This is a genomic window from Streptomyces griseorubiginosus (assembly GCF_001514195.1).
GTDB classification, from domain to species: domain Bacteria; phylum Actinomycetota; class Actinomycetes; order Streptomycetales; family Streptomycetaceae; genus Streptomyces; species Streptomyces griseorubiginosus.
In genome coordinates, this window is sequence record NZ_KQ948741.1 from 330,543 (window position 1) to 350,249 (window position 19,707).

18 protein-coding genes are annotated in these 19,707 nt (G+C 71.8%); 7 read left to right on the forward strand and 11 right to left on the reverse strand.

What is annotated here, in order from left to right; genetic code table 11:
- Positions 1-10 precede the first annotated feature (10 nt).
- Positions 11-2,044 (forward strand): ATP-dependent zinc metalloprotease FtsH, encoded by a 2,034-nt coding sequence (gene ftsH / locus AQJ54_RS31600; RefSeq protein ID WP_030323919.1) that lies wholly within the window; start codon positions 11-13, stop codon positions 2,042-2,044.
- Between the two features lie 111 nt (positions 2,045-2,155).
- A complete protein-coding gene (gene folE / locus AQJ54_RS31605) occupies positions 2,156-2,761 on the forward strand; it encodes a GTP cyclohydrolase I FolE (protein WP_030323917.1) in 606 nt (201 codons plus the stop codon).
- Between the two features lie 37 nt (positions 2,762-2,798).
- On the opposite strand, the gene AQJ54_RS31610 is transcribed toward folE, so the two are convergent.
- From AQJ54_RS31610 to AQJ54_RS31635, 6 genes are all read right to left on the reverse strand, one after another.
- Entirely contained in the window at positions 2,799-3,284 is a 486-nt protein-coding gene (locus tag AQJ54_RS31610) for a DUF3180 domain-containing protein (RefSeq protein WP_062033462.1), read from the reverse strand.
- Positions 3,285-3,341: 57 nt separating this feature from the next.
- The gene (folK, locus tag AQJ54_RS31615) at positions 3,342-3,953 is read right to left on the reverse strand and encodes a 2-amino-4-hydroxy-6-hydroxymethyldihydropteridine diphosphokinase (protein ID WP_062242937.1); all 612 of its coding nucleotides are present in this window, start codon (positions 3,951-3,953) and stop codon (positions 3,342-3,344) included.
- Entirely contained in the window at positions 3,950-4,309 is a 360-nt protein-coding gene (folB, locus tag AQJ54_RS31620; protein ID WP_020141058.1) for a dihydroneopterin aldolase, read from the reverse strand. Before folB ends, folK begins: the two co-directional genes overlap by 4 nt.
- Before the next feature lie 236 nt (positions 4,310-4,545).
- Complete coding sequence (locus tag AQJ54_RS31625) at positions 4,546-5,049, reverse strand: nuclear transport factor 2 family protein (protein WP_062033458.1); 504 nt, start codon at positions 5,047-5,049, stop codon at positions 4,546-4,548.
- Entirely contained in the window at positions 5,046-5,972 is a 927-nt protein-coding gene (gene folP / locus AQJ54_RS31630) for a dihydropteroate synthase (protein ID WP_062242940.1), read from the reverse strand. The genes AQJ54_RS31625 and folP overlap by 4 nt, the downstream gene beginning before the upstream one ends.
- Positions 5,973-6,143: 171 nt before the next feature.
- Positions 6,144-7,955: a phosphatidylglycerol lysyltransferase domain-containing protein gene (locus tag AQJ54_RS31635; RefSeq protein WP_062033452.1), complete on the reverse strand. Its 1,812-nt coding sequence runs from the start codon at positions 7,953-7,955 to the stop codon at positions 6,144-6,146.
- Positions 7,956-8,128: 173 nt separating this feature from the next.
- On the opposite strand from AQJ54_RS31635, the gene AQJ54_RS31640 reads away from it, so the two are divergent.
- Together AQJ54_RS31640 and AQJ54_RS31645 are read left to right on the forward strand one after the other, a co-directional pair.
- Positions 8,129-9,256, forward strand: a complete 1,128-nt coding sequence (locus AQJ54_RS31640; protein WP_062033449.1) for an alpha/beta hydrolase — start codon at positions 8,129-8,131, stop codon at positions 9,254-9,256.
- Positions 9,257-9,366: 110 nt separating this feature from the next.
- Positions 9,367-10,845, forward strand: a complete 1,479-nt coding sequence (locus AQJ54_RS31645; protein ID WP_169808256.1) for a hypothetical protein — start codon at positions 9,367-9,369, stop codon at positions 10,843-10,845.
- 30 nt (positions 10,846-10,875) lie between these two features.
- Here the strand turns inward: AQJ54_RS31645 and AQJ54_RS31650 are convergent, their stop codons facing one another.
- Together AQJ54_RS31650 and AQJ54_RS31655 are read right to left on the reverse strand one after the other, a co-directional pair.
- A complete protein-coding gene (locus AQJ54_RS31650) occupies positions 10,876-12,210 on the reverse strand; it encodes a PH domain-containing protein (protein WP_062033443.1) in 1,335 nt (444 codons plus the stop codon).
- Positions 12,207-12,710 (reverse strand): PH domain-containing protein, encoded by a 504-nt coding sequence (locus tag AQJ54_RS31655; protein WP_062033440.1) that lies wholly within the window; start codon positions 12,708-12,710, stop codon positions 12,207-12,209. Before AQJ54_RS31655 ends, AQJ54_RS31650 begins: the two co-directional genes overlap by 4 nt.
- A 31-nt stretch (positions 12,711-12,741) precedes the next feature.
- On the opposite strand from AQJ54_RS31655, the gene AQJ54_RS31660 reads away from it, so the two are divergent.
- Positions 12,742-13,893, forward strand: a complete 1,152-nt coding sequence (locus AQJ54_RS31660; protein WP_062033539.1) for an NADH-quinone oxidoreductase subunit D — start codon at positions 12,742-12,744, stop codon at positions 13,891-13,893.
- Here the strand turns inward: AQJ54_RS31660 and AQJ54_RS31665 are convergent.
- On the reverse strand, positions 13,858-14,904 hold the full coding sequence (locus AQJ54_RS31665) for an SAM-dependent methyltransferase (RefSeq protein ID WP_062242943.1): 1,047 nt from the start codon (positions 14,902-14,904) through the stop codon (positions 13,858-13,860). The two genes, AQJ54_RS31660 and AQJ54_RS31665, sit on opposite strands and share 36 nt — an antisense overlap.
- 130 nt (positions 14,905-15,034) lie before the next feature.
- On the opposite strand from AQJ54_RS31665, the gene AQJ54_RS31670 reads away from it, so the two are divergent.
- Positions 15,035-16,237, forward strand: a complete 1,203-nt coding sequence (locus AQJ54_RS31670; RefSeq protein ID WP_062033434.1) for a sensor histidine kinase — start codon at positions 15,035-15,037, stop codon at positions 16,235-16,237.
- Positions 16,238-16,376: 139 nt separating this feature from the next.
- Positions 16,377-17,057, forward strand: a complete 681-nt coding sequence (locus AQJ54_RS31675; protein ID WP_062242946.1) for a response regulator transcription factor — start codon at positions 16,377-16,379, stop codon at positions 17,055-17,057.
- Positions 17,058-17,190: 133 nt separating this feature from the next.
- On the opposite strand, the gene AQJ54_RS31680 is transcribed toward AQJ54_RS31675, so the two are convergent.
- Both AQJ54_RS31680 and AQJ54_RS31685 read right to left on the reverse strand, forming a co-directional pair.
- Positions 17,191-18,297 carry a DUF5937 family protein gene (locus AQJ54_RS31680; protein ID WP_062242949.1) on the reverse strand — a complete coding sequence of 369 codons (1,107 nt, stop codon included), beginning with the start codon at positions 18,295-18,297 and terminating at the stop codon, positions 17,191-17,193.
- 99 nt (positions 18,298-18,396) lie between these two features.
- On the reverse strand, positions 18,397-19,608 hold the full coding sequence (locus AQJ54_RS31685) for a threonine aldolase family protein (RefSeq protein WP_062242952.1): 1,212 nt from the start codon (positions 19,606-19,608) through the stop codon (positions 18,397-18,399).
- Positions 19,609-19,707 lie beyond the last annotated feature (99 nt).

Sequence of the window (19,707 nt, forward strand, 5' to 3'; positions counted from 1 at the left end):
CTCCGTATGGATGGACGTGAAGCGATACTTCCGTGGGCCGGTCATGTGGATCGTGCTGGCCGTCCTTGCCGTGGTCGTGTTGATGCAGGTCGTCGGCTCGTCCGGCGGCTACAAGACGGTGGACACCGGCCAGGTCGTCCAGGCGATCAATGACAACAAGGTCCAGCAGGCGAAACTGACCACCGGCGACGAGCAGACCGTCAAGGTCGAGCTCAAGGACGGCGAAAAGGTCGAGGGCAGCTCGAAGATCCAGGCGAGCTACATCGGCGACCAGGGTCGCGACCTCGCCAATGTGCTGCAGAACAAGTACCAGGACAAGCAGATCCCCGACGGCTACACCGTCTCGCCGACGAAGCAGAACGCATTCGTCGGGATCCTGCTCTCCCTGCTCCCCTTCGTCCTCATCGTGGTCGTCTTCCTGTTCCTGATGAACCAGATGCAGGGCGGCGGCTCCCGGGTCATGAACTTCGGGAAGTCCAAGGCGAAGCTCATCACCAAGGACACCCCGAAGACGACGTTCTCGGACGTCGCCGGCTCGGACGAGGCCGTCGAGGAGCTCCAGGAGATCAAGGAGTTCCTCCAGGAACCCGCGAAGTTCCAGGCGGTCGGGGCCAAGATCCCCAAGGGCGTACTGCTGTACGGCCCCCCCGGCACCGGCAAGACCCTGCTCGCGCGCGCCGTCGCGGGCGAGGCCGGTGTCCCCTTCTACTCGATCTCCGGTTCCGACTTCGTCGAGATGTTCGTCGGTGTCGGTGCCTCCCGGGTCCGTGACCTCTTCGAGCAGGCCAAGGCGAACGCCCCGGCGATCGTCTTCGTCGACGAGATCGACGCGGTCGGCCGCCACCGCGGCGCCGGCCTCGGCGGCGGTCACGACGAGCGCGAGCAGACCCTGAACCAGCTGCTCGTCGAGATGGACGGCTTCGACGTCAAGGGCGGCGTGATCCTCATCGCCGCGACGAACCGGCCCGACATCCTCGACCCGGCCCTCCTGCGCCCCGGCCGCTTCGACCGCCAGATCGCGGTCGACCGCCCGGACATGCAGGGCCGTCTGGAGATCCTCAAGGTCCACCAGAAGGGCAAGCCGGTCGCCCCGGACGTCGACCTCGCGGCCGTCGCCCGCCGTACGCCGGGCTTCACGGGTGCCGATCTGTCCAACGTGCTGAACGAGGCGGCGCTGCTGACCGCCCGCTCGGACCGCAAGCTGATCGACAACCACATGCTCGACGAGGCCATCGACCGCGTCGTGGCGGGCCCGCAGAAGCGGACCCGGATCATGTCGGACAAGGAGAAGAAGATCACCGCGTACCACGAGGGCGGACACGCCCTGGTCGCGGCGGCCTCCCCCAACTCCGACCCGGTCCACAAGATCACGATCCTCTCGCGGGGCCGTGCTCTGGGCTACACGATGGTCCTGCCGGACGAGGACAAGTACTCGACCACGCGCAACGAGATGCTCGACCAGCTCGCCTACATGCTGGGCGGGCGCGCCGCCGAGGAACTGGTCTTCCACGACCCGACCACCGGCGCCGCGAACGACATCGAGAAGGCCACCGCCACGGCCCGCGCGATGGTCACCCAGTACGGCATGACCGAGCGCCTCGGCGCCATCAAGTTCGGCGGCGACAACACCGAGCCGTTCCTCGGACGTGAGATGGCTCACCAGCGCGACTACTCGGAAGAGGTCGCCGCGCTGGTCGACGAAGAGGTCAAGAAGCTCATCGAGAATGCGCACAACGAGGCCTGGGAGATCCTGGTCGAGAACCGCGACGTCCTCGACAACCTGGTGCTTCAGCTCCTCGAGAAGGAGACACTGGGCAAGGAGGAGATCGCCGAGATCTTCTCCGCCATCGTCAAGCGCCCGGCGCGACCGGCCTGGACCGGTTCCTCCCGGCGCACCCCCTCCACCCGTCCGCCGGTGCTCTCCCCCAAGGAGCTCGCACTGACGAACGGCGCCAACGGCGCGACCCCGGCGATCAGCACCGCCAAGTCGACCGCGTCGGAGCCGGCCACGGAGGCCGTACCCGAGGACCGCCCGGAGAGCTGACGCTCGCCCGGCGGCCCCACGGGCCCGGAATGGATGCCGTGCCCCCCAGGTTTTAGCCTGGGGGGCACGGCTTTTTTCGGCCGTGAGGGACTTCTAGGAACGAGGCACCAGATGACCGACCCCGTGACGCTGGACGGCGAGGGCCCCATCGGCGAGTTCGACGAGAAGCGCGCCGAGAACGCCGTCCGCGAACTCCTGATCGCGGTCGGCGAGAACCCGGACCGCGAGGGCCTGAGAGAGACACCGGGGCGGGTGGCTCGGGCGTACAAGGAGATCTTCGCGGGACTGTGGCAGCAGCCCGAGGACGTGCTGACCACGACGTTCGACCTGGGGCACGACGAGATGGTGCTCGTGAAGGACATCGAGGTGTACTCGACCTGCGAGCATCATCTCGTCCCGTTCCGGGGGGTGGCCCACGTCGGGTACATCCCGTCCACCTCGGGAAAGATCACCGGGCTGTCGAAGCTGGCCCGTCTGGTGGACGTCTACGCCCGTCGGCCGCAGGTGCAGGAACGACTCACCACGCAGATAGCCGACTCCCTGATGGAGATCCTGGAGCCGCGCGGGGTCATCGTGGTCGTGGAGTGCGAGCACATGTGCATGTCCATGCGGGGCATCCGCAAGCCCGGCGCCAAGACGCTCACCTCGGCCGTGCGGGGCCAGCTGCGGGACGCGGCGACGCGCAACGAGGCGATGAGCCTCATCATGGCCCGCTGATCCCGCTGATCCCGTTGCCCGTACTCGGCGGCGGGCCTCACGCCGCCGACGGGGCCCCCGTGTTGCGGTCGTCGTCCTCGGGGAGTTTGCAGACGCGTTCCAGGAAGAGGGCGGCCGCTATGACCGCGATGCCGGCGAGGACCGAGAAGCCGGCGTAGATGGCCTGGTCGCGGCGGGCGGGGATGTCGAGGGACTCCAGGAGGAAGACGCCGGTGCCGCCGTACATGCCGGAGACGAGGGCGGCCACCAGGGCGCTGGCCTGGCCGAAGACGACCGCCCGGGCCGCCATCAGGGGGTCGACGCCCTTCGCCTCCGGGGCCCGCTCGCGCTGGGCCTTCAGACGGGCCCGGATGGACAGGGCCGTGGCCGTGAGGACCACGGCGATCAGGGCCAGCACGACGGGCGCGGCCAGCGGGACGCTGGGCAGGGTCCCGACCGAGTTCCACAGGCGGGCGCCCGCCCAGGACAGGACCCCGGCCACGACGAAGACGCCGGCCAGCAGCCTGATGCGCAGCTCTTTCACGGTGTTCCTTCAGCTCCCCCGTCGTCCCACGAAGTGTGGCCGTCTTGACCTTAACGGCTATTCGGGCAGCCGGAGTTCCAGGTCCTTGCGGGCTTCCACGCCGTCCCGGGTGACGGTGTCGAGCAGGGCCGCGACCGGGCCGCGGCCGGGCAGCTGCGCCTCGGGCTCCACGTCGTGCCAGGGGACGAGGACGAAGGCGCGCTCGTGGGCGCGGGGGTGCGGCAGGGTGAGCACCGGGTCGTCGGAGACCACGTCCGCGTAGGCGACGATGTCGACGTCGAGGGTGCGCGGACCCCAGCGCTCGTCGCGGACCCGGTTGAAGGCCTCCTCGACCGCGTGGGCCCGCTCCAGCAGGGAGGCCGGGGGGAGCGTGGTCTTGAGGACGACGACCGCGTTGAAGTACGACGGCTGGCTGTCGGCGGCCACACCCCAGGGCTCGGTCTCGTAGACGGGGGAGACCGACTTCACGCGGACGCCGGGGGTGTCCTCCAGGGCGTCGACGGCGCCCTGGAGGGTCTCCAGACGGTTGCCGAGGTTGGAGCCGAGGGAGATCACGGCGCGCTTGGGGTTGTGCAGGGTGGTGTCGGCGGCGTCCACCTGCTGCACGACCGCTGCGGGCACCGGCTGTACGGTCGGGTCGCTCGGACCCGCGGCGAAGGACGCGGTCATACTCGGCTCCGGGTGATGGTGACGGTCACGTCGTCGAAGGGGACGGTGATCGGTGCGTCGGGTTTGTGGACCCTGACCTCGACCTCCTCTACCCCCTGGTGCTTCAGACAGGCCTGGGCGATGCGCTCGGCGAGGGTCTCGATGAGGTTGACGGGCTCGCCCTCGACGACGGCCACGACCTCCTCCGCCACGATGCCGTAGTGCACGGTCTTCGTCAGGTCGTCGTCGGCGGCGGCCGGGCGGGTGTCCAGTCCGAGGACGAGGTCCACGATGAAGGTCTGGCCCTCCTCGCGCTCCTTGGGGAACACACCGTGGTGCCCGCGGGCCTTGAGGCCGCGCAGCGCGACACGATCCACGCGAATCACTCCTGCAAGTCGTCGGTACGGCCGGTCCGTGCCGGGTGCGGCGGCACACCGGCCTCGGACGAATCTACCCGCGGGCACTGACAGCGCCGGGCCGTGCGGGCTCGGGCCGGCACCTGGTTCCAGGGGGATTCACCGGGTGTTTTCCCCGGGGAACCCGGCGGCTCACGGGTTGGTAGCCGCCCCTACCCAGGGGTTCGTGATTCCAACCACTTCTTGGTCCTGACGGGCTACGAGGGAGGCTCCTCCTCGTCGTCCTCGTCGTTCTCGGCCAGCACCGGGGAGGCGTGGTGGGACCACATCTTCCAGCCGTCCGGGGTGCGGCGGAACACGTTGGTGGCGACCACCAGCTGACCGACGAGCGGTCCGAGTTCCTCGCCGCCCTCGGGTGCGGGGCCGCCGCTGAGGATGTTCTCGGTGCAGGTCACCAGGGCGGTGTCACCGGTGACGGAGACATGCACGTCGGTGAGGAAGAACTGGATGTAGTCGGTGTTCGCCATGATCAGCGCGTACGACCTGAGGACCTCGCCGCGGCCGGTCAGCACGGGCCAGCCGGGGTGCACGCAGGAGACCACGCCGGTGTCGGCCGGGTCGTGGTACTCCTCGTCGACGCCGAGGTCGGCGGGGGTGAGCCAGAGCGAGGAGACCACTTCGAAGTCGCCGCGTTCCAGTGCCTCGTAGAAGGCCGTGTTGGCGGCCTCCACCTGTTCCACGTCGGTGTGGGGGGCGCTCACCGGGTTCCTTCCGCGCTGTCGTCCAGGGTGCGCGCGCTGGTGTCCGCGGTGCGCGCGCTGTCGGTGCGCGCTCCTTCCACGGCGCGGGCGACCCGTACCGCGTCCGCCGTCGCGCGGACCTCGTGGACGCGCACGGCCCACGCGCCGGCGTGCGCCGCGAGGGCGGAGACCGCCGCCGTGGCGGCGTCGCGTTCGCGGGCGGGCGGCGGGGCGCCCTCGGGGCCGGCGAGGACGCGGCCCAGGAACCGCTTGCGGGAGGCGGCGACGAGCAGGGGGTGGCCGAGGCCGAGGAGGCGGTCGAGGTGGGAGAGCAGGACCAGATCGTGCTCGGCGTCCTTGGAGAAGCCGAGGCCCGGGTCGACGACGACGCGGTCGGGGGAGATGCCGCCGCTGAGGACGGCGTCCACGCGCGCGTGGAGTTCGTCGAGGACCTCGGCGACCACGTCGGCGTAGACGCCCTTGACGTTGCCGCCCTCCAGGAAGCCGCGCCAGTGCATGACGACGAAGGGGGCGCCCGCGTCGGCGACGACCGGGATCATCGCGGGGTCGGCGAGGCCGCCGCTGACGTCGTTGACGAGGACCGCGCCCGCGCCGAGGGCTTCCTCGGCGACCCGGGCGCGCATGGTGTCCACGGACACGGTGACGCCCTCGGCGGCGAGTCCGCGGACGACGGGGACGACCCGCCGGAGCTCCTCGGCCTCGTCGACGCGGGTGGCGCCGGGGCGGGTGGACTCGCCGCCGACGTCCACGAGGTCGGCGCCCTCCGCGACGAGGGTGAGGCCGTGCTTGACGGCGGCCGTCGTGTCGAACCAGCGGCCGCCGTCGGAGAAGGAGTCGGGCGTGACGTTCACGACCCCCATGACCGCGCAGCGGTCCCATTCCGGAAGGCCGGCGACGCGCCCGCGTCCGTTCTGCTTGCTCATACGTTCAGCCTAGGCCCCGTGTGCAGGCGCGGGGCCGCCGCACGGCCCGAACGGAAGCCCCCGGGCTGGAGGACGGGGTGGGGCTTCCGTTCGGGCCTGTCCCGGACCCGCTGCGGTGCGGCCGCTCGTGCGTCCCGCAGCGGTTCGGCCGCTCGTGCGTCCCGCCGAGGGTCAGGCCGCTCGTACGTCCCGCTCCGCGACCGTGTGCGCACACACGCGTGCGGCGCTGGAGCGGCGGCGCAGGAAGCGCGGCAGCGGCAGGGCCAGGTTGACGAAGCCCTCCGCCTGCATGGCGGCGAAGCCGATGCGCGGAAGGTCGCCGGAGGCCCGGTAGACGACGAAGCGGGGCTCCCAGCGGGGCTGGAACTTCGCGTTGAACTTGTAGAGGGACTCGATCTGGAACCAGCGGGACAGGAAGACCAGCAGGCCGCGCCAGGCGCGCAGGACCGGGCCCGCGCCGATCTTCTCGCCGCGGGCGAGGGCTGAGCGGAACATGGCGAAGTTCAGCGACACGCGCGTGATGCCGAACTTCGGGGCCGCCTGGAGGGCGGCGACGATGAGCAGTTCGTTCATGCCGGGGTCGGCCGAGCGGTCCCGTCGCATGAGGTCCAGGGAGGCGCCGTCGGTGCCCCAGGGCACGAAGTGGAGGATCGCCTTGAGGTCGCCGTAGGGGCCGGGCTGGTCGTCGGCCTTGTGGGCGGTGGCGATGAGGCAGTCGCCGTCGGCGAGGTCGCCGATGCGGCCGAGGGCCATCGAGAAGCCGCGTTCGGTGTCGGTGCCGCGCCAGTCGTCGGCGGCCTGCCGGATCCGCTGGAGCTCGGTCTCCCCGAGGTCACGGACGCGCCGGACCCGGGTCTCGTAACCGGCGCGCTCGATGCGCTTGACCATCTGGCGCACGTTGCGCATCGCGCGGCCGGCGAGCGAGAAATCCGCGACGTCCACCACCGCCTCGTCGCCCAGTTCGAGGGCGTCCAGACCGGTCTCCCGGGTCCACACCTCACCGCCGGTCTCCGAGCAGCCCATGACGGCGGGTGTCCAGGAGTGGGCCTGGGCCTCGTCCATGAAGCGTTCGATGGCGCCCGGCCAGGCCTCGACGTCGCCGATCGGGTCGCCGCTGGCGAGCATGACGCCGGAGACGACGCGGTAGGTGACGGCCGCCTTGCCGCTGGGGGAGAAGACGACGGCCTTGTCGCGGCGCAGCGCGAAGTGACCGAGGGAGTCACGGCCGCCGTGCTTGGCCAGCAGGGCCCGCAGGCGGGACTCGTCCTCCTCGGTGAGGCGGGCGGCGGGGTGCTCGGGGCGGAAGGCGAGGTAGATCGTCGTGATGGCCGTCAGCAGGCCGAGCGCGCCCAGGGAGACGCCGACCGTCCAGGAGGTGTCGCCCTGGTAGTCGACCGGGCCCTCGAAGCCGAACAGGCCGTACAGGACGTGGGTGAGACGGTCGGCCAGGCTCGGGTCGCCCACCATGCGGTTCGGGTGGACGCTCACGATGACCAGGCCTAGGACCAGCGAACCGGCGCCCATGAGGACGAAGTTGGCGAGCGCGCGCCACCTGCTGCGCGGGTCCGGCAGCGCCTTGAACTGGTCGCGGTGGCGCAGCAGCGGTGCGAGCAGGGCGAGCGAGATGACCGTGCCGAGCAGCGAGTGGCGGTAGGTGAACTGCGCCAGCGCGCCCGCCGGCAGCAGGGCCACCGCCGCCCGCCAGGCCCGGCGTTTGCGGCGCCTGAGGCCGTGGGCGAGCAGCAGCAACAGCACGCCGGTGCTGAGCGAGAGCGCGGCCGCGAACGGGCCGAGCGCGCCGGGCAGCACCTCGGCGAGGGTGTGCATACGGCTGTGCCGGAAGCGTGGGAAGACGCCGGCGGCGATGTCCAGAAGTCCTACGAGAGCGCAGGCTCTGGCGACGAGGACGGGGACGGCCTCGGGGCGCGGTCCGTGCAGTGCACGCCGCAACCGTGTTGATCGGATCGGAACCCCGCCCGACATTTCCTCATCTGTCCTGACAGACATCGCATCCCGTGGTTCTGCGAGTGACTTTGGATCCGGAGCCCGATTCGGGCATCCGGCGACATTGCGCCCTCTAGGACGGTGTCTCGTGAGGAGAGGTTCACTCATCTCCTCAAAGCCGTTTCAAAGGCCGAGGAAAGCGAAAGCAAGCAATGGGTCTCACGAGCAACAACACGCTGGTGGTGGCGGTCCTGGCCGCCATGGTGCTGTTCGCCGGCACGGTGTGGCTCTGGCCACGGCTTGCCCGCCGGGGCTGGCGTTCCGTCAGTGGCCGCGTCGGGCTGCTGCTGGCGGTGCAGCTCTCGCTCTTCGCGTCGGTGGGGCTCCTCGTCAACCACAGTTTCGGGTTCTACGCGTCCTGGGCCGACCTGTTCGGCCGGGAGACCGACCAGGGGGTGGTGGTCGACCACACCTCGGGCGACCGTTCGGCTGCTCCCCTGCGCGTGACCGAGATCGGGTCGGTGCCCGGGAGGGTCGGCTTTCGGCCGTCGTCGGTCGGGCAGGTCCAGCAGGTCGACATAGTGGGCCGCAGCACGCACATCGCCTCGCCGGCGTACGTCTATCTGCCGCCGGAGTATTTCCAGGAGCGCTATCGCGGGCGCAGCTTCCCCGCGGCCGTGGTCCTCACCGGTTATCCGGGCACCGCGCGGGCTCTGGTGGACAAACTCCACTATCCGCGCACGGCTCAGGAACTCGTCGAGGACGGGCGTATGCGGCCGATGATCCTGGTGATGCTGCGACCGACGGTGGCGCCACCGCGCGACACCGAGTGCGTGGACATCCCCGGCGGTCCGCAGACCGAGTCCTTCTTCGCCGAGGACCTCCCGCGAGCGGTGGCGGAGCATTACCGCGTGGCCAAGGGGCCGCGGAGCTGGGGAATCATCGGGGACTCCACGGGCGCCTACTGCGCGCTGAAGCTCGCCATGCACCACCCCGGGGTCTACGCGGCGGGGGCGGGCCTGTCCCCGTACTACAAGGCGCCGACCGACCCCACCACGGGCGACCTCTTCCAGGGCGTCAAGGCGCTGCGCGACCGCGCCAACCTGTGGTGGTGCATCGAGCACCTGCCCGCTCCCGCCACCTCACTGCTCGTCACCAGCAGCAAAGAGGGCGAGTCGAACTACAAGGACACGTTGAAGTTCATAGCGCGGGTGAAGGCGAAGGGAACGACGCAGATCTCGTCGATCATCCTCGAAAGCGGCGGGCACAACTTCAACACCTGGCGGCGGGAGATCCCGGCGACCTTGGAGTGGATCAGTGGCCGACTCAGTGATCGATGAGCCGAATTCGCGACTGTTCTGATTCCTGATGTCGTGTGAAGGCCGCGGGATGGCTGTGTTTTTACGGGGCGGGGCACCATGCTTCGCCTACTCGCGGTAAGTTTCTGGCCATGCCACGTGGACGTCACCGCCATTCCCCGCCTCTGCACAGGCTGCTGCCTCCGTCGGCAATCGCAGGCGTCTCCCTTCTCTGCGCCTTCGGCCCCTGGCTGTTCTCGCAGCAGGCCGTGCTCCGCGTGATAGCCGCGTTCGCCGCGGCGGTCGCGGTCGTGGGGGCGGCCGTGATGCGCCGTTGGGACGCGCAGGCGGGCAAGCAGGTCGCCGACCTCACGCGCGCGCGTGCGAGCGAGGAGTGGCGGCACGAGGAGCGGGTCGCCGAACTCGAGACCGACCTCGAGGAGTCGCGCGAGCTGCGCACCAAGCTGGAGCAGCGACTGCGGGCCAAGCGCGCGGAACTGGCCGGGCTGCGCAACGAACACGCGGCACTGCTGCGGCGGTACGCCACGGCGGAGACCGAGCGGGCGAGCGCCCTGGAGGGCCGCCGGCTGCTGGAGATAGAGGCCGCGCCGGAGCGTGAACTGCCGTCGGCGGACGGGGCGGACGCGGAAGCCGGCAGCGAGACCGGGACCGGCGACGTCGAGGTGGCGGCGGAGGCCACGGACGAGAAGGCCTCCGGGACCGCGGACGCGAAGGACAAGCAGGACGAGAACCCGGAGCGGCCCGCGGTCTTCTCGCCCGAGGGTTCGCGGCTGTGGCTGCGGGCGGACGCGGCGCTCAAGCGGCTTCATGACGGCGGCGACGGAGACGGGGAGCCCGGGGCGGAAGCGAAGGCGGAAGCGGACGAGGAAGCGGACGCGGATGCCGAGCCGGCCGTGACCGAGGCGGACACCGAGGCCGAACCGACGACCGAGACCAAGCCGGAGACCACGGTCGGCACGGCGACCGGGACCGACGGCAAGGGCGGCCCCACGGCTGACGCGAAGTCCGGTGCGAGGTCCGGCGCGAAGTCCGATGCGGAGTCCGACGCGAAGAAGGCCGACGCGAAGCAGGCCGACGCGAAGAAGGCCGACGCCAAGACCAACCCGGCAGCCGAGCCGAAGAGCTCCCCGGCCGAGCCCGAGCCCCTGAAGGCCACCGCGCGCCCGGCGGACGCCGCCGGTACCGAGGCGGAGGCCGCGCAGGAGGACGAGGCGCGGGGGAAGCCCGAGGCGGTCGACGGGCATGAGCGCGCGGCCGCCACCACCCCGGCCAGAGCGGCCCAGCCGCCGCGGCGGCCCGCCGGGCACTTCATCGCGCCGACCGCGGTGGCCGTCGTGCCCACGGCTCCCGAGCGACGCCCGCGGGTCGAGGGCGGGTTCGACTTCTTCGGCACGAAGGGCGCCTCCAGCGAGGCCCTGGAGGCAGTGCAGAACGAGGACCTCGCCGACGTCGTCGGCCAGGAGGCGCTCGCGCTGCACAAGGCCGAGTCGGAGGCGGAGTTCAAGCCGGCCGACGAGGAGTCCCGGGGCGTCGGCCAGGTCATCGACCTGACGGCCCACGACGAGACGGAACAGATCAACCTCAAGGGACTGCGCAGCGCGGTCTCCTGACGGTCGCACAGGTGTGTCCGAGGGGCACGGTCAGACCATCCACCGGTCGGGCCGTGCCCCTCTGCGTCCCGTCCGCGACCGCTCGGCCTGCGCCCGGAGCAGCTCCGCGGCCTCCTGGGCGTCCCTCAGACGGGCCGTGACGGTCTTGTTGGCCCCCGTGTCCACGTGCACCTCGGCGATCCGCCACAGCCGCTCCCAGGGCCCCTGGACGAGCCGTACGCTCTGCACCTTCGCGTGCGGGACGAGCGCCAGGCTGCGGCGCAGCAGTCCCTGCCGGGATGCGAACACGGCGTCGGTGACGGCGAGTCCGTGGCCACGCCACCAGACGGGCAGACAGCGTCCGGCCCGCCGCGGGGGCCGCACGAGCGCCGACGGCGGCGGCACCACGACGCCGGGCAGCACGCGCGCGACGACCGCCTCGGCGACCTCGCGCGGAGCGACCGGGACCAGCACCGAGTTGGACGACCCGGCCACGTCCAGCTCTACCCGCACCCAGCCGCGCCGCCGCCACAGCAGCGGCTCCACGATCCGCACGGTCTGCACCCGCCCCGGCGGCACCGTCTCGTGCGAGCGGTCCAGGAGCCCGTGGTCGATGCGCAGCCCGTCCGGGGACTCCCCGACCGTCCAGTCGTACTCGGTGACGAACCGCCCCACGCTGCTCGCGCCCGCCGCGCCGAGCAGTGGCACGGCGGTCGCCAGGACCGTCCACAGGCTCTCGGTCGCCCACCACAGCAGCGGCGGTACGACGAGGGCGGCGAGCAGGCTCATCCAGGTGGCGCCGGTCAGTACGACGGACAGCGCCAGATCGCGCGGGGGCGTGCGCATCAGCTCGCGCGCCGGTGCCTCGCCGACCTCGTGCGCGGTCTCGGGAGCGAACCCGGCGGCGCGCGCCAGCAGTTCCGCGCGCAGGGCCCGCGCCTCGCGCTCCCCGAGAAAGGCCAGTTCGTCCTTTTTGTCGGTGCCGACGACATCGAGCCGTAGCTTCGCGACCCCCGCCACGCGCGCGAGGAGCGGCTGGGTCACGTCGATCGCCTGGATGCGCTCGAGCCGGATGTGCGCGGTGCGCCGGAACAACAGCCCGGTCCGTATGCGCAGTTCGGTGTCGGTGACCGCGAAGTGGGTGAACCACCAGGTGAGGAAGCCGTACAGGGCGCCGGCCGCGACGACGACGGCGAGCGAGGTCAACAGCATCGTGGTCGTCAGCCGGGTCAGCTGGCGCTGCGCCTGGTCCGGGTCGTGCACCGCCCACCCGATGACGACGGCCACCGGCGCCCACGCCCGCCTCAGCGGCGTTATGGGATGCAGCCGCCGCTCGGTGACGGCCTCCTTCTCGTGTACGGCGTCGTCGACGCCCGGCGTCGTCACAGGCCCGCCGATCGGGCCTCGCCGAGTTCGGTGAGCCGGTCGCGCAGTCGTTCCGCCTCGGCCGGGTCCAGGCCCGGGATGGTGGCGTCGGTCGCCGCGGCCGCCGTGTGCAGCTGCACGCTGGCCAGCCCGAAGTGCCGCTCCACGGGCCCGGAGGTGACCTCCACCAGCTGCATGCGGCCGTACGGCACCACGGTCTCCTCGCGCCACAGCACGCCCCGGCTGATCAGCAGGTCGTCCGCGCGCTCGGCGTAGCGCCAGGAGCGCCAGTTGCGGCCGATCAGCACCCAGCCCCAGACGATGAGGGCGACCGGCAGCAGCGCGAACGCCGCCCACACCGGCCCGCACAGCAGTCCGAGCAGCACCCCGAGGCCCACGGCGATCAGGCCCAGCCACACCACCAGCAGCATCCGGCGCATCCGCAGCAGCCCCGGCGGCAGCCCGGTCCACACCGGCTCGGCCCCCGCGACCTCTGTGTCCCGCCCGCTCCCCGTCTCCATGAGGTCAGCGTACGTAGGTCAGACTGTGTTCATGACTCCTACGACGGAGACCACGGTCGGCATCGGCGGCGCCGCGGAGAGCACCGACATGGTGCTCAACATCGGACCGCAGCACCCGTCCACCCACGGCGTGCTGCGCCTGCGGCTGGTCCTGGACGGCGAGCGCATCGTGAGCGCCGAGCCGGTGATCGGCTACATGCACCGGGGCGCGGAGAAGCTGTTCGAGGCGCGCGACTACCGCCAGATCATCATGCTCGCCAACCGCCACGACTGGCTGTCGGCGTTCTCCAACGAACTGGGCGTGGTCCTCGGCGTGGAGCGCATGCTCGGCATGGAGGTGCCCACGCGCGCGGTGTGGACCCGCACGCTGCTCGCCGAGCTGAACCGGGTGCTCAACCACCTGATGTTCCTGGGCTCGTACCCGCTGGAGCTCGGCGGCATCACCCCGGTCTTCTACGCGTTCCGGGAGCGGGAGGTCCTCCAGAACGTCATGGAGGAGGTCTCCGGCGGCCGCATGCACTACATGTTCAACCGGGTCGGCGGCCTCAAGGAGGACCTGCCGGCCGGCTGGGCCACGCGCGCGCGTGCCGCCGTCGCCGCCGTGCGCTCGCGCATGGACCGCTTCGACGACCTGGTGCTCGGCAACGAGATCTTCCGGGGGCGCACCCGGGACGTCGGCGTCCTCGCGCCGGAGACCGTGCACGCCTACGGCGTCAGCGGGCCCATCGCGCGTGCCTCGGGCGTCGACTTCGACCTGCGCCGCGACGAGCCCTACCTCGCCTACGGCGAGCTCCAGGACACCCTGAAGGTGGTGACCCGCCAGGAGGGCGACTGCCTCGCCCGCTTCGAGGTCCTGCTGGAGCAGACCCACAACGCCCTCGACCTCGCCGACGCCTGCCTGGACCGGCTCGCGGAGCTGCCGCCCGGTCCGATCAACCAGCGGCTCCCGAAGGTCCTGAAGGCGCCCGAGGGGCACACGTACGCGTGGACCGAGAACCCGCTCGGCATCAACGGCTACTACCTCGTCAGCAAGGGCGAGAAGACCCCGTACCGGCTGAAGCTGCGCTCGGCCTCGTACAACAACATCCAGGCGCTGGTCGAGCTGCTGCCGGGGACGCTGGTGGCGGACATGGTGGCGATTCTCGGGTCACTGTTCTTCGTGGTCGGGGACATCGACAAGTAGGGCCTTGCGGCCGACGGACGAGTCCGGAATGCCGACCGGCTGGATCAGCCAGCCGAAGTCGCCGAGCCCGCCCGCCGCGGTGAGCTCGGCGGCCTCTCCGGCGCGCGCGAGGGCGCGGACGTACGCGGCGGGGTCGGTGGAGGCGAGGGCGAGCGCGGGGCGTGCGCCCGTGATGCCGAGGGCGTGCAGGGCGTCGCGCTGGCGCAGGACGCGTCCGCCGGGCCGGGTGCACGCGTCCAGCGCCACGTGCGCCGTGAGATCGCACGACCCGTCCGGCACCGGTGCGGTCTCGCGGCCCTCGCGGAAGCCGGTGAGCGTCCCGAAAGGGGGCCGGGTGCCGGACGTGTGCGCGTAGTCGACGGCGACCGCGAGGCCCCGCTCGACGGTCGCGGCCGCCGACGCCCACGCCTCGTCCCGGGGCAGCCCGATCTCGGCCCGCAGCCCCTCCTCGGGCGGCAGCGGCCACCACCGCTCCAGCCACCGGGCCTCGGCCCCGGAGACCGGCTCCCCGAGACGCTCGCGACCGTCCCGCCGTACGAGAACCCGGCGCGGTACGCCCGAGGAGTCCGTCTCGGCGATCTCCAGGGGTACGTTGTCCAGCCACTCGTTGGCGAACAGCAGCCCGTGGACGCCGCTCGGGGGCTCGGGCAGCCACTCGATGCGGTGAGCGAGGCCCGCGGGGCGGTCGGCCACCTCGACGGCACACACGCGCGTGCGGGCGGCCACCTCGGCGGGCAGGGCGGCGAGGACGCCGGCGGCCAACTCCCCCCGGCCCGCGGCCATGTCGACGAAGTCGAGCCGGGCGGGCCGGCCCAGGGCCTCGTCCACGCGGCACAGCAGCCGGGCCACGGCCACGGCGAACAACGGCGAGGCGTGCACGGACGTACGGAAGTGCCCGGCAGGCCCTTCCGGTCCGCGGTAGAAGCCGTCCGGGCCGTACAGGGCGGCCTCGGTGGCGGCCCGCCAGCCGGTCCAGCAATCGGCGGGTTCTTCCTCCGTCGGATCGGTCATGACATCGCTCACGCCGTCAGGCTAGACGCCCGGGGGAACACGGCCTCCACCTTGGGGAGTACGCGCGCTCGGTACGGATCGGTCCTCCGGTTGACCCCCGCACACTGCACGCTTCCCTACGCTGGGTTACGTGCAGCGCCTCTATGACTTCCTCCGCAGGCATCCGACGGGTGTCGACGTCCTCTGGGCCGTCGTCCTGTTCGGCATCGCGCTCGCGAGCGAAACCGCCGGTGGGGAGTCCCAGGGGACCGGGTCCCCGCTCGCGATCATCCCGGTCGTCCTGCTGTTGTGCCTGGTGATCGCCCTGCGCCGGCGGATGCCGGAGAAGATGCTGCTGCTGGCCATCGGGCTCGGGGTGGCGCAGCTCGTGCTGGACGTGGAGACCACGGCCGCCGACTTCGCCTTCCTGGTGATCGTCTACACGGTGGCCGCCACGGCCTCCCGCTGGGCCTCCCGGCTGGCCCTGACGATGGGCCTGTGCGCCGCCCCCCTGGCCCAGCTGCGCTGGCCCGAGGAGCACTCCAGCACCCTGGGCAATGTCGCGATCGTGATCTTCCAGACCGTGCCGTTCGCCCTGGCGTGGGTGCTCGGGGACTCGATCCGCACCCGCCGTGCGTACTTCGCGCAGCTGGAGGAGCGCAACGCCCGCCTGGAGAAGGAGCGCGAGGCGCAGGCCAAGGTGGCCGTCGCCGCCGAGCGCGCCCGGATCGCCCGTGAACTCCATGACGTCGTCGCGCACAACGTGTCGGTGATGGTCGTACAGGCCGACGGCGCCGCCTATGTGCTCGACGCGGCTCCGGACCAGGCCAAGAAGGCCCTGGAGACCATCTCCTCCACCGGCCGCCAGGCGCTCGCCGAGATGCGCCGGCTGCTGGGCGTGCTGCGCACCGGCGAGCACCAGGAGGGCGGCGAGTACGTGCCGCAGCCCGACGTCGAGCAGATCGAGGACCTCGTCGAGCAGTGCCGCGGTTCCGGGCTCCCCGTCGACTTCAAGATCGAGGGCACGCCACGCCCGCTGCCCAGCGGCGTCGAGCTCACCGCGTACCGGATCGTCCAGGAGGCGCTCACCAACACGCGCAAGCACGGCGGCCCCCACGCGGGTGCGAGCGTGCGGCTGGTCTACTTCGACGACGGGCTCGGTCTGCTCGTCGAGGACGACGGCAAGGGCGCCCCGCACGAGCTGTACGAGGAGGGCGGTGCCGACGGCGCGGGCCACGGACTGATCGGCATGCGCGAGCGGGTCGGCATGGTCGGGGGCACCCTGGACGCGGGGCCCCGGCCCGGCGGAGGATTCCGCATCAGTGCGCTGCTGCCGCTCAAACCGGCGCATTGAAGCCGACGCACGCCCCCTGTTGACACCTGTCACGCCCCCCGCGCTCTTGCTCACGACCCCGCGACATGACTCAAGACCCCAGGCCAGGACTCCCGAACCCCGCCATGACTCACGACCCCGACAAGACGGAAGAGGACCGATGACGATCCGCGTGATGCTCGTCGACGATCAGGTGCTGCTGCGCACCGGGTTCCGGATGGTGCTCGCCGCCCAGCCGGACATGGATGTCGTCGCGGAGGCGGGGGACGGGGTGGAGGCCCTCCAGGTGCTGCGTTCGACCGCCGTCGACGTGGTCCTCATGGACGTCCGCATGCCGAAGCTCGACGGCGTGGAGACCACCCGCCGCATCTGCTCGGAGCCCGACCCGCCGAAGGTGCTGATCCTGACCACCTTCGACCTCGACGAGTACGCCTTCTCCGGGCTCAAGGCGGGCGCCTCCGGCTTCATGCTCAAGGACGTCCCGCCCGGTGAACTGCTCACGGCGATCCGCTCGGTGCACAGCGGCGACGCCGTGGTCGCCCCTTCGACCACCCGGCGCCTGCTCGACCGGTTCGCGCCGATGCTGCCGACCACGGGCAAGGAGCCGCAGTACAAGGAGCTGGAGCGGCTCACCGACCGGGAGCGCGAGGTCATGGTGCTGGTCGCGCAGGGCCTTTCCAACGGCGAGATCGCGGCCCGGCTGGTCCTGTCCGAGGCCACCGTGAAGACGCACGTCGGCCGCATCCTGACCAAGCTGGGCCTCCGGGACCGGGTGCAGGTGGTGGTCCTGGCGTACGAGACGGGGCTGGTACGGGCGGGCGGCGGCGGCCCCCAGGGATGAGGCGGTAGGGCGGCGGCTCCCAGGGGTGAGGCGCAGGGCGGCGGCTCCGAGGGGTGAGGCGCAGGGCGGTCGTCGGTGAGGCGCAGGGCGTGGTCAGCGATCGGCGCCCGGCCCACGCGGGTACGGCCCGCGGCTAGCGCAGGATCCCTTCCAGGAAGTCGCTGCCCAGTCTCGCCACCACGGTGACGTCCAGCTGGTGCAGGACGTACCGGCCGCGGCGGCGGGTGGTGAGCAGGCCCGCCTTCTTCAGGACGCTCAGGTGCCGGGATATCTCCGGGGCGGTCATGCCGTGCACCTGGGCCAGCTCGCTGGTGGTGTAGGCGCTGCGGGCCAGATGACGGCACAGGCGCATGCGGACCGGGTGGGAGAGCGCGGTCATCCGCAGGGCCAGCTCCTCGACCGAGGGCGGGGAGGCGAGCTCGGGGGAGCCGACCGGGTAGTGCAGGACCGGCTGCCAGCCGTACCGGTGCAGGACGCTCAGGTGCGGCCAGCCCAGGCTCGTGGGCACCAGCAGCAGGCCGCCCTCCGCGGTCGCGCTGTGGCCCGAGCCCAGCTTGTCGACCGTGATGCGGTTCCCGGCCTCGTCGAGCTTGACCGCAGGCGACACCGCGGTCAGTGCCTCCGCGAGGCCCTTGCGGCGCAGCAGGTCCGTCTTGTGGCGGGCGTCGGCCGCGAGCTGGTGGCTCAGCCGGGACCAGGTGTCCGCGAAGAACGCCTCCTCGCAGTCCTCCACGAACTGCCGGAGCCAGGCCCGGGTCCGGGGCGGATCGGTCAGCAGCCGCTCGGCGAACCGCACCTGCCGCGGCCCGCGCGAGGCGGCCAGCTCCAGGGCACGGCGATGCAGCGCGGTGTCGGAGAGCGCACTGGGGCCGTGCGAGCAGTACGGCATCGCACAGGTGAACTCCAGGGCCGCGTCCACGAACTGCTCGTCCGTCAGTTTGTCGAGCAGGTCCAGGTCCTCGGCGATGGTCGCCCCCGGAAGCGTGGTCCGGCCCGGGACACCGGCGAACGGCAGGAACAGGTCCGAGAACGTCGTCCGCCACAGGAAGTCCGCCTCGCACATCCGGTCGGCCAGATGCGGGTCGAGGCGGGCCGTCACCCCGGTCACCCAGCCCTGGAGGCCCGGGTGATGCCCCGGTTCGGCCAGCGCGTGCAGCGCCATCCCGAGCTCGGCCAGGGGAGAGGCCACGACGGCGACCCTCTCCGGCCGCAGCCCCGTGATGTCGATGCGCACGCTCATGACCACATGGTGCACCCCGCCACTGACATCGCCCGCCCCGATTGACGGCGACCGTCAATCGGGGCGGGCGATGTCGGCCGACGCGACAGCGGCGCCGCCCTAGCCGCTGATCCCCGGCAGCCGGGTCGCGAAGTCCGCGGCCGCCGCCCGCACGTCCTCCGCCGTCCATTCCAGGGCGGCGGCACGGACGTAGACCTCGGTCATGGACAGGCCAGGGCCCTTCTCGTCCCACGGGTTGACGAACAGGGCCCTGCCCGTCTCCTCGGACTGCCGGATCGCCGCCTCGGAGACCTCGTCGACGCCGTACGGCAGCCAGACCTGGAAGTCGAAGGTGTGCGGCACCTCGGGGAACACCCGCGCCCACGCCACCCCGGCCTGCGCGAAGCCCTCGCGCAGTGCGGCGGCCACCACGCGCGCGTGGGTGACGTACTCGGGCAGCCGGGGCAGTTCCCGCTCCAGGCCGGCGAGCGCCGACAGGACGGTCGGGAACTGCTGGAAGACCGCGCCGCCGTACCGGTGCCGCCAGGTCTTCGCCTCCTCGACCAGGGTCTTCGGGCCGGCGAGCGCGGCCCCGCCGAAGGCCTGGAGCGACTTGTAGAACGACACGTAGACGCTGTCCGCGAGGTCCGCTATCTCGTCCAGGGGCCGCCCGAAGTGGACGGTGGTGTCCCACAGGCGGGCGCCGTCGAAGTGCACCACGGCGTCCCGCTCGCGGGCCGCCGCCACCAGCTCGGTGAGCTCCTCCCAGGTGGGCAGCAGGTATCCGGCGTCCCTGAGAGGCAGTTCCAGCATCAGTGCCCCGAAGGGCTCCGGGAAGCCACGGACCTCGTCGGCGCTCGGCATCCGGGGCTCGCTCGTCACCTGGACGGGACGCAGACCGGACACCTCCCGGAACGCGTCGCGCTCGTACACCTCGGGGTGGGCCAGGGCGTGCAGGGCGACGGTGGCGTTGCCGGTGCGGCCCGCCCAGCACCGCAGCGCCACCTGCTGGGCCATCGTGCCGGTCGGGAAGAACGCGGCGGCCTCCTTGCCGAGGAGAGCCGCGACCTTCTCCTCCAGGGCCTCGACGACGCCGTTCCCGTAGAGGTCGCCCGGCTCGTCCAGGTCGTAGAACTCCTCGACCCCGTCGAGCAGGGCGAGACGCTCGCGCAGGGGGGCGAGCATCTCCAGGCGCGCCAGTGTGCGCTCGGCCTTCCGGTACGCGTCGATGCGCCGGGTGCGGCGGCGCAACAGCCGTTCCTCCTCCGTGAGCGGTTCCGGCTGTTCCCCGTCCGCGGGCTGCCCGGCGCTGTGCTGCGCTGTGTCATGCATGACCGGATCATCTCCCGCCGTCCCGGCGGAAGGCACCGGATTTCCCGGCCTCGGAAGCAGCCGGATCCCCCGCTTCCGGAAGCCACCGGATTCCCGCTC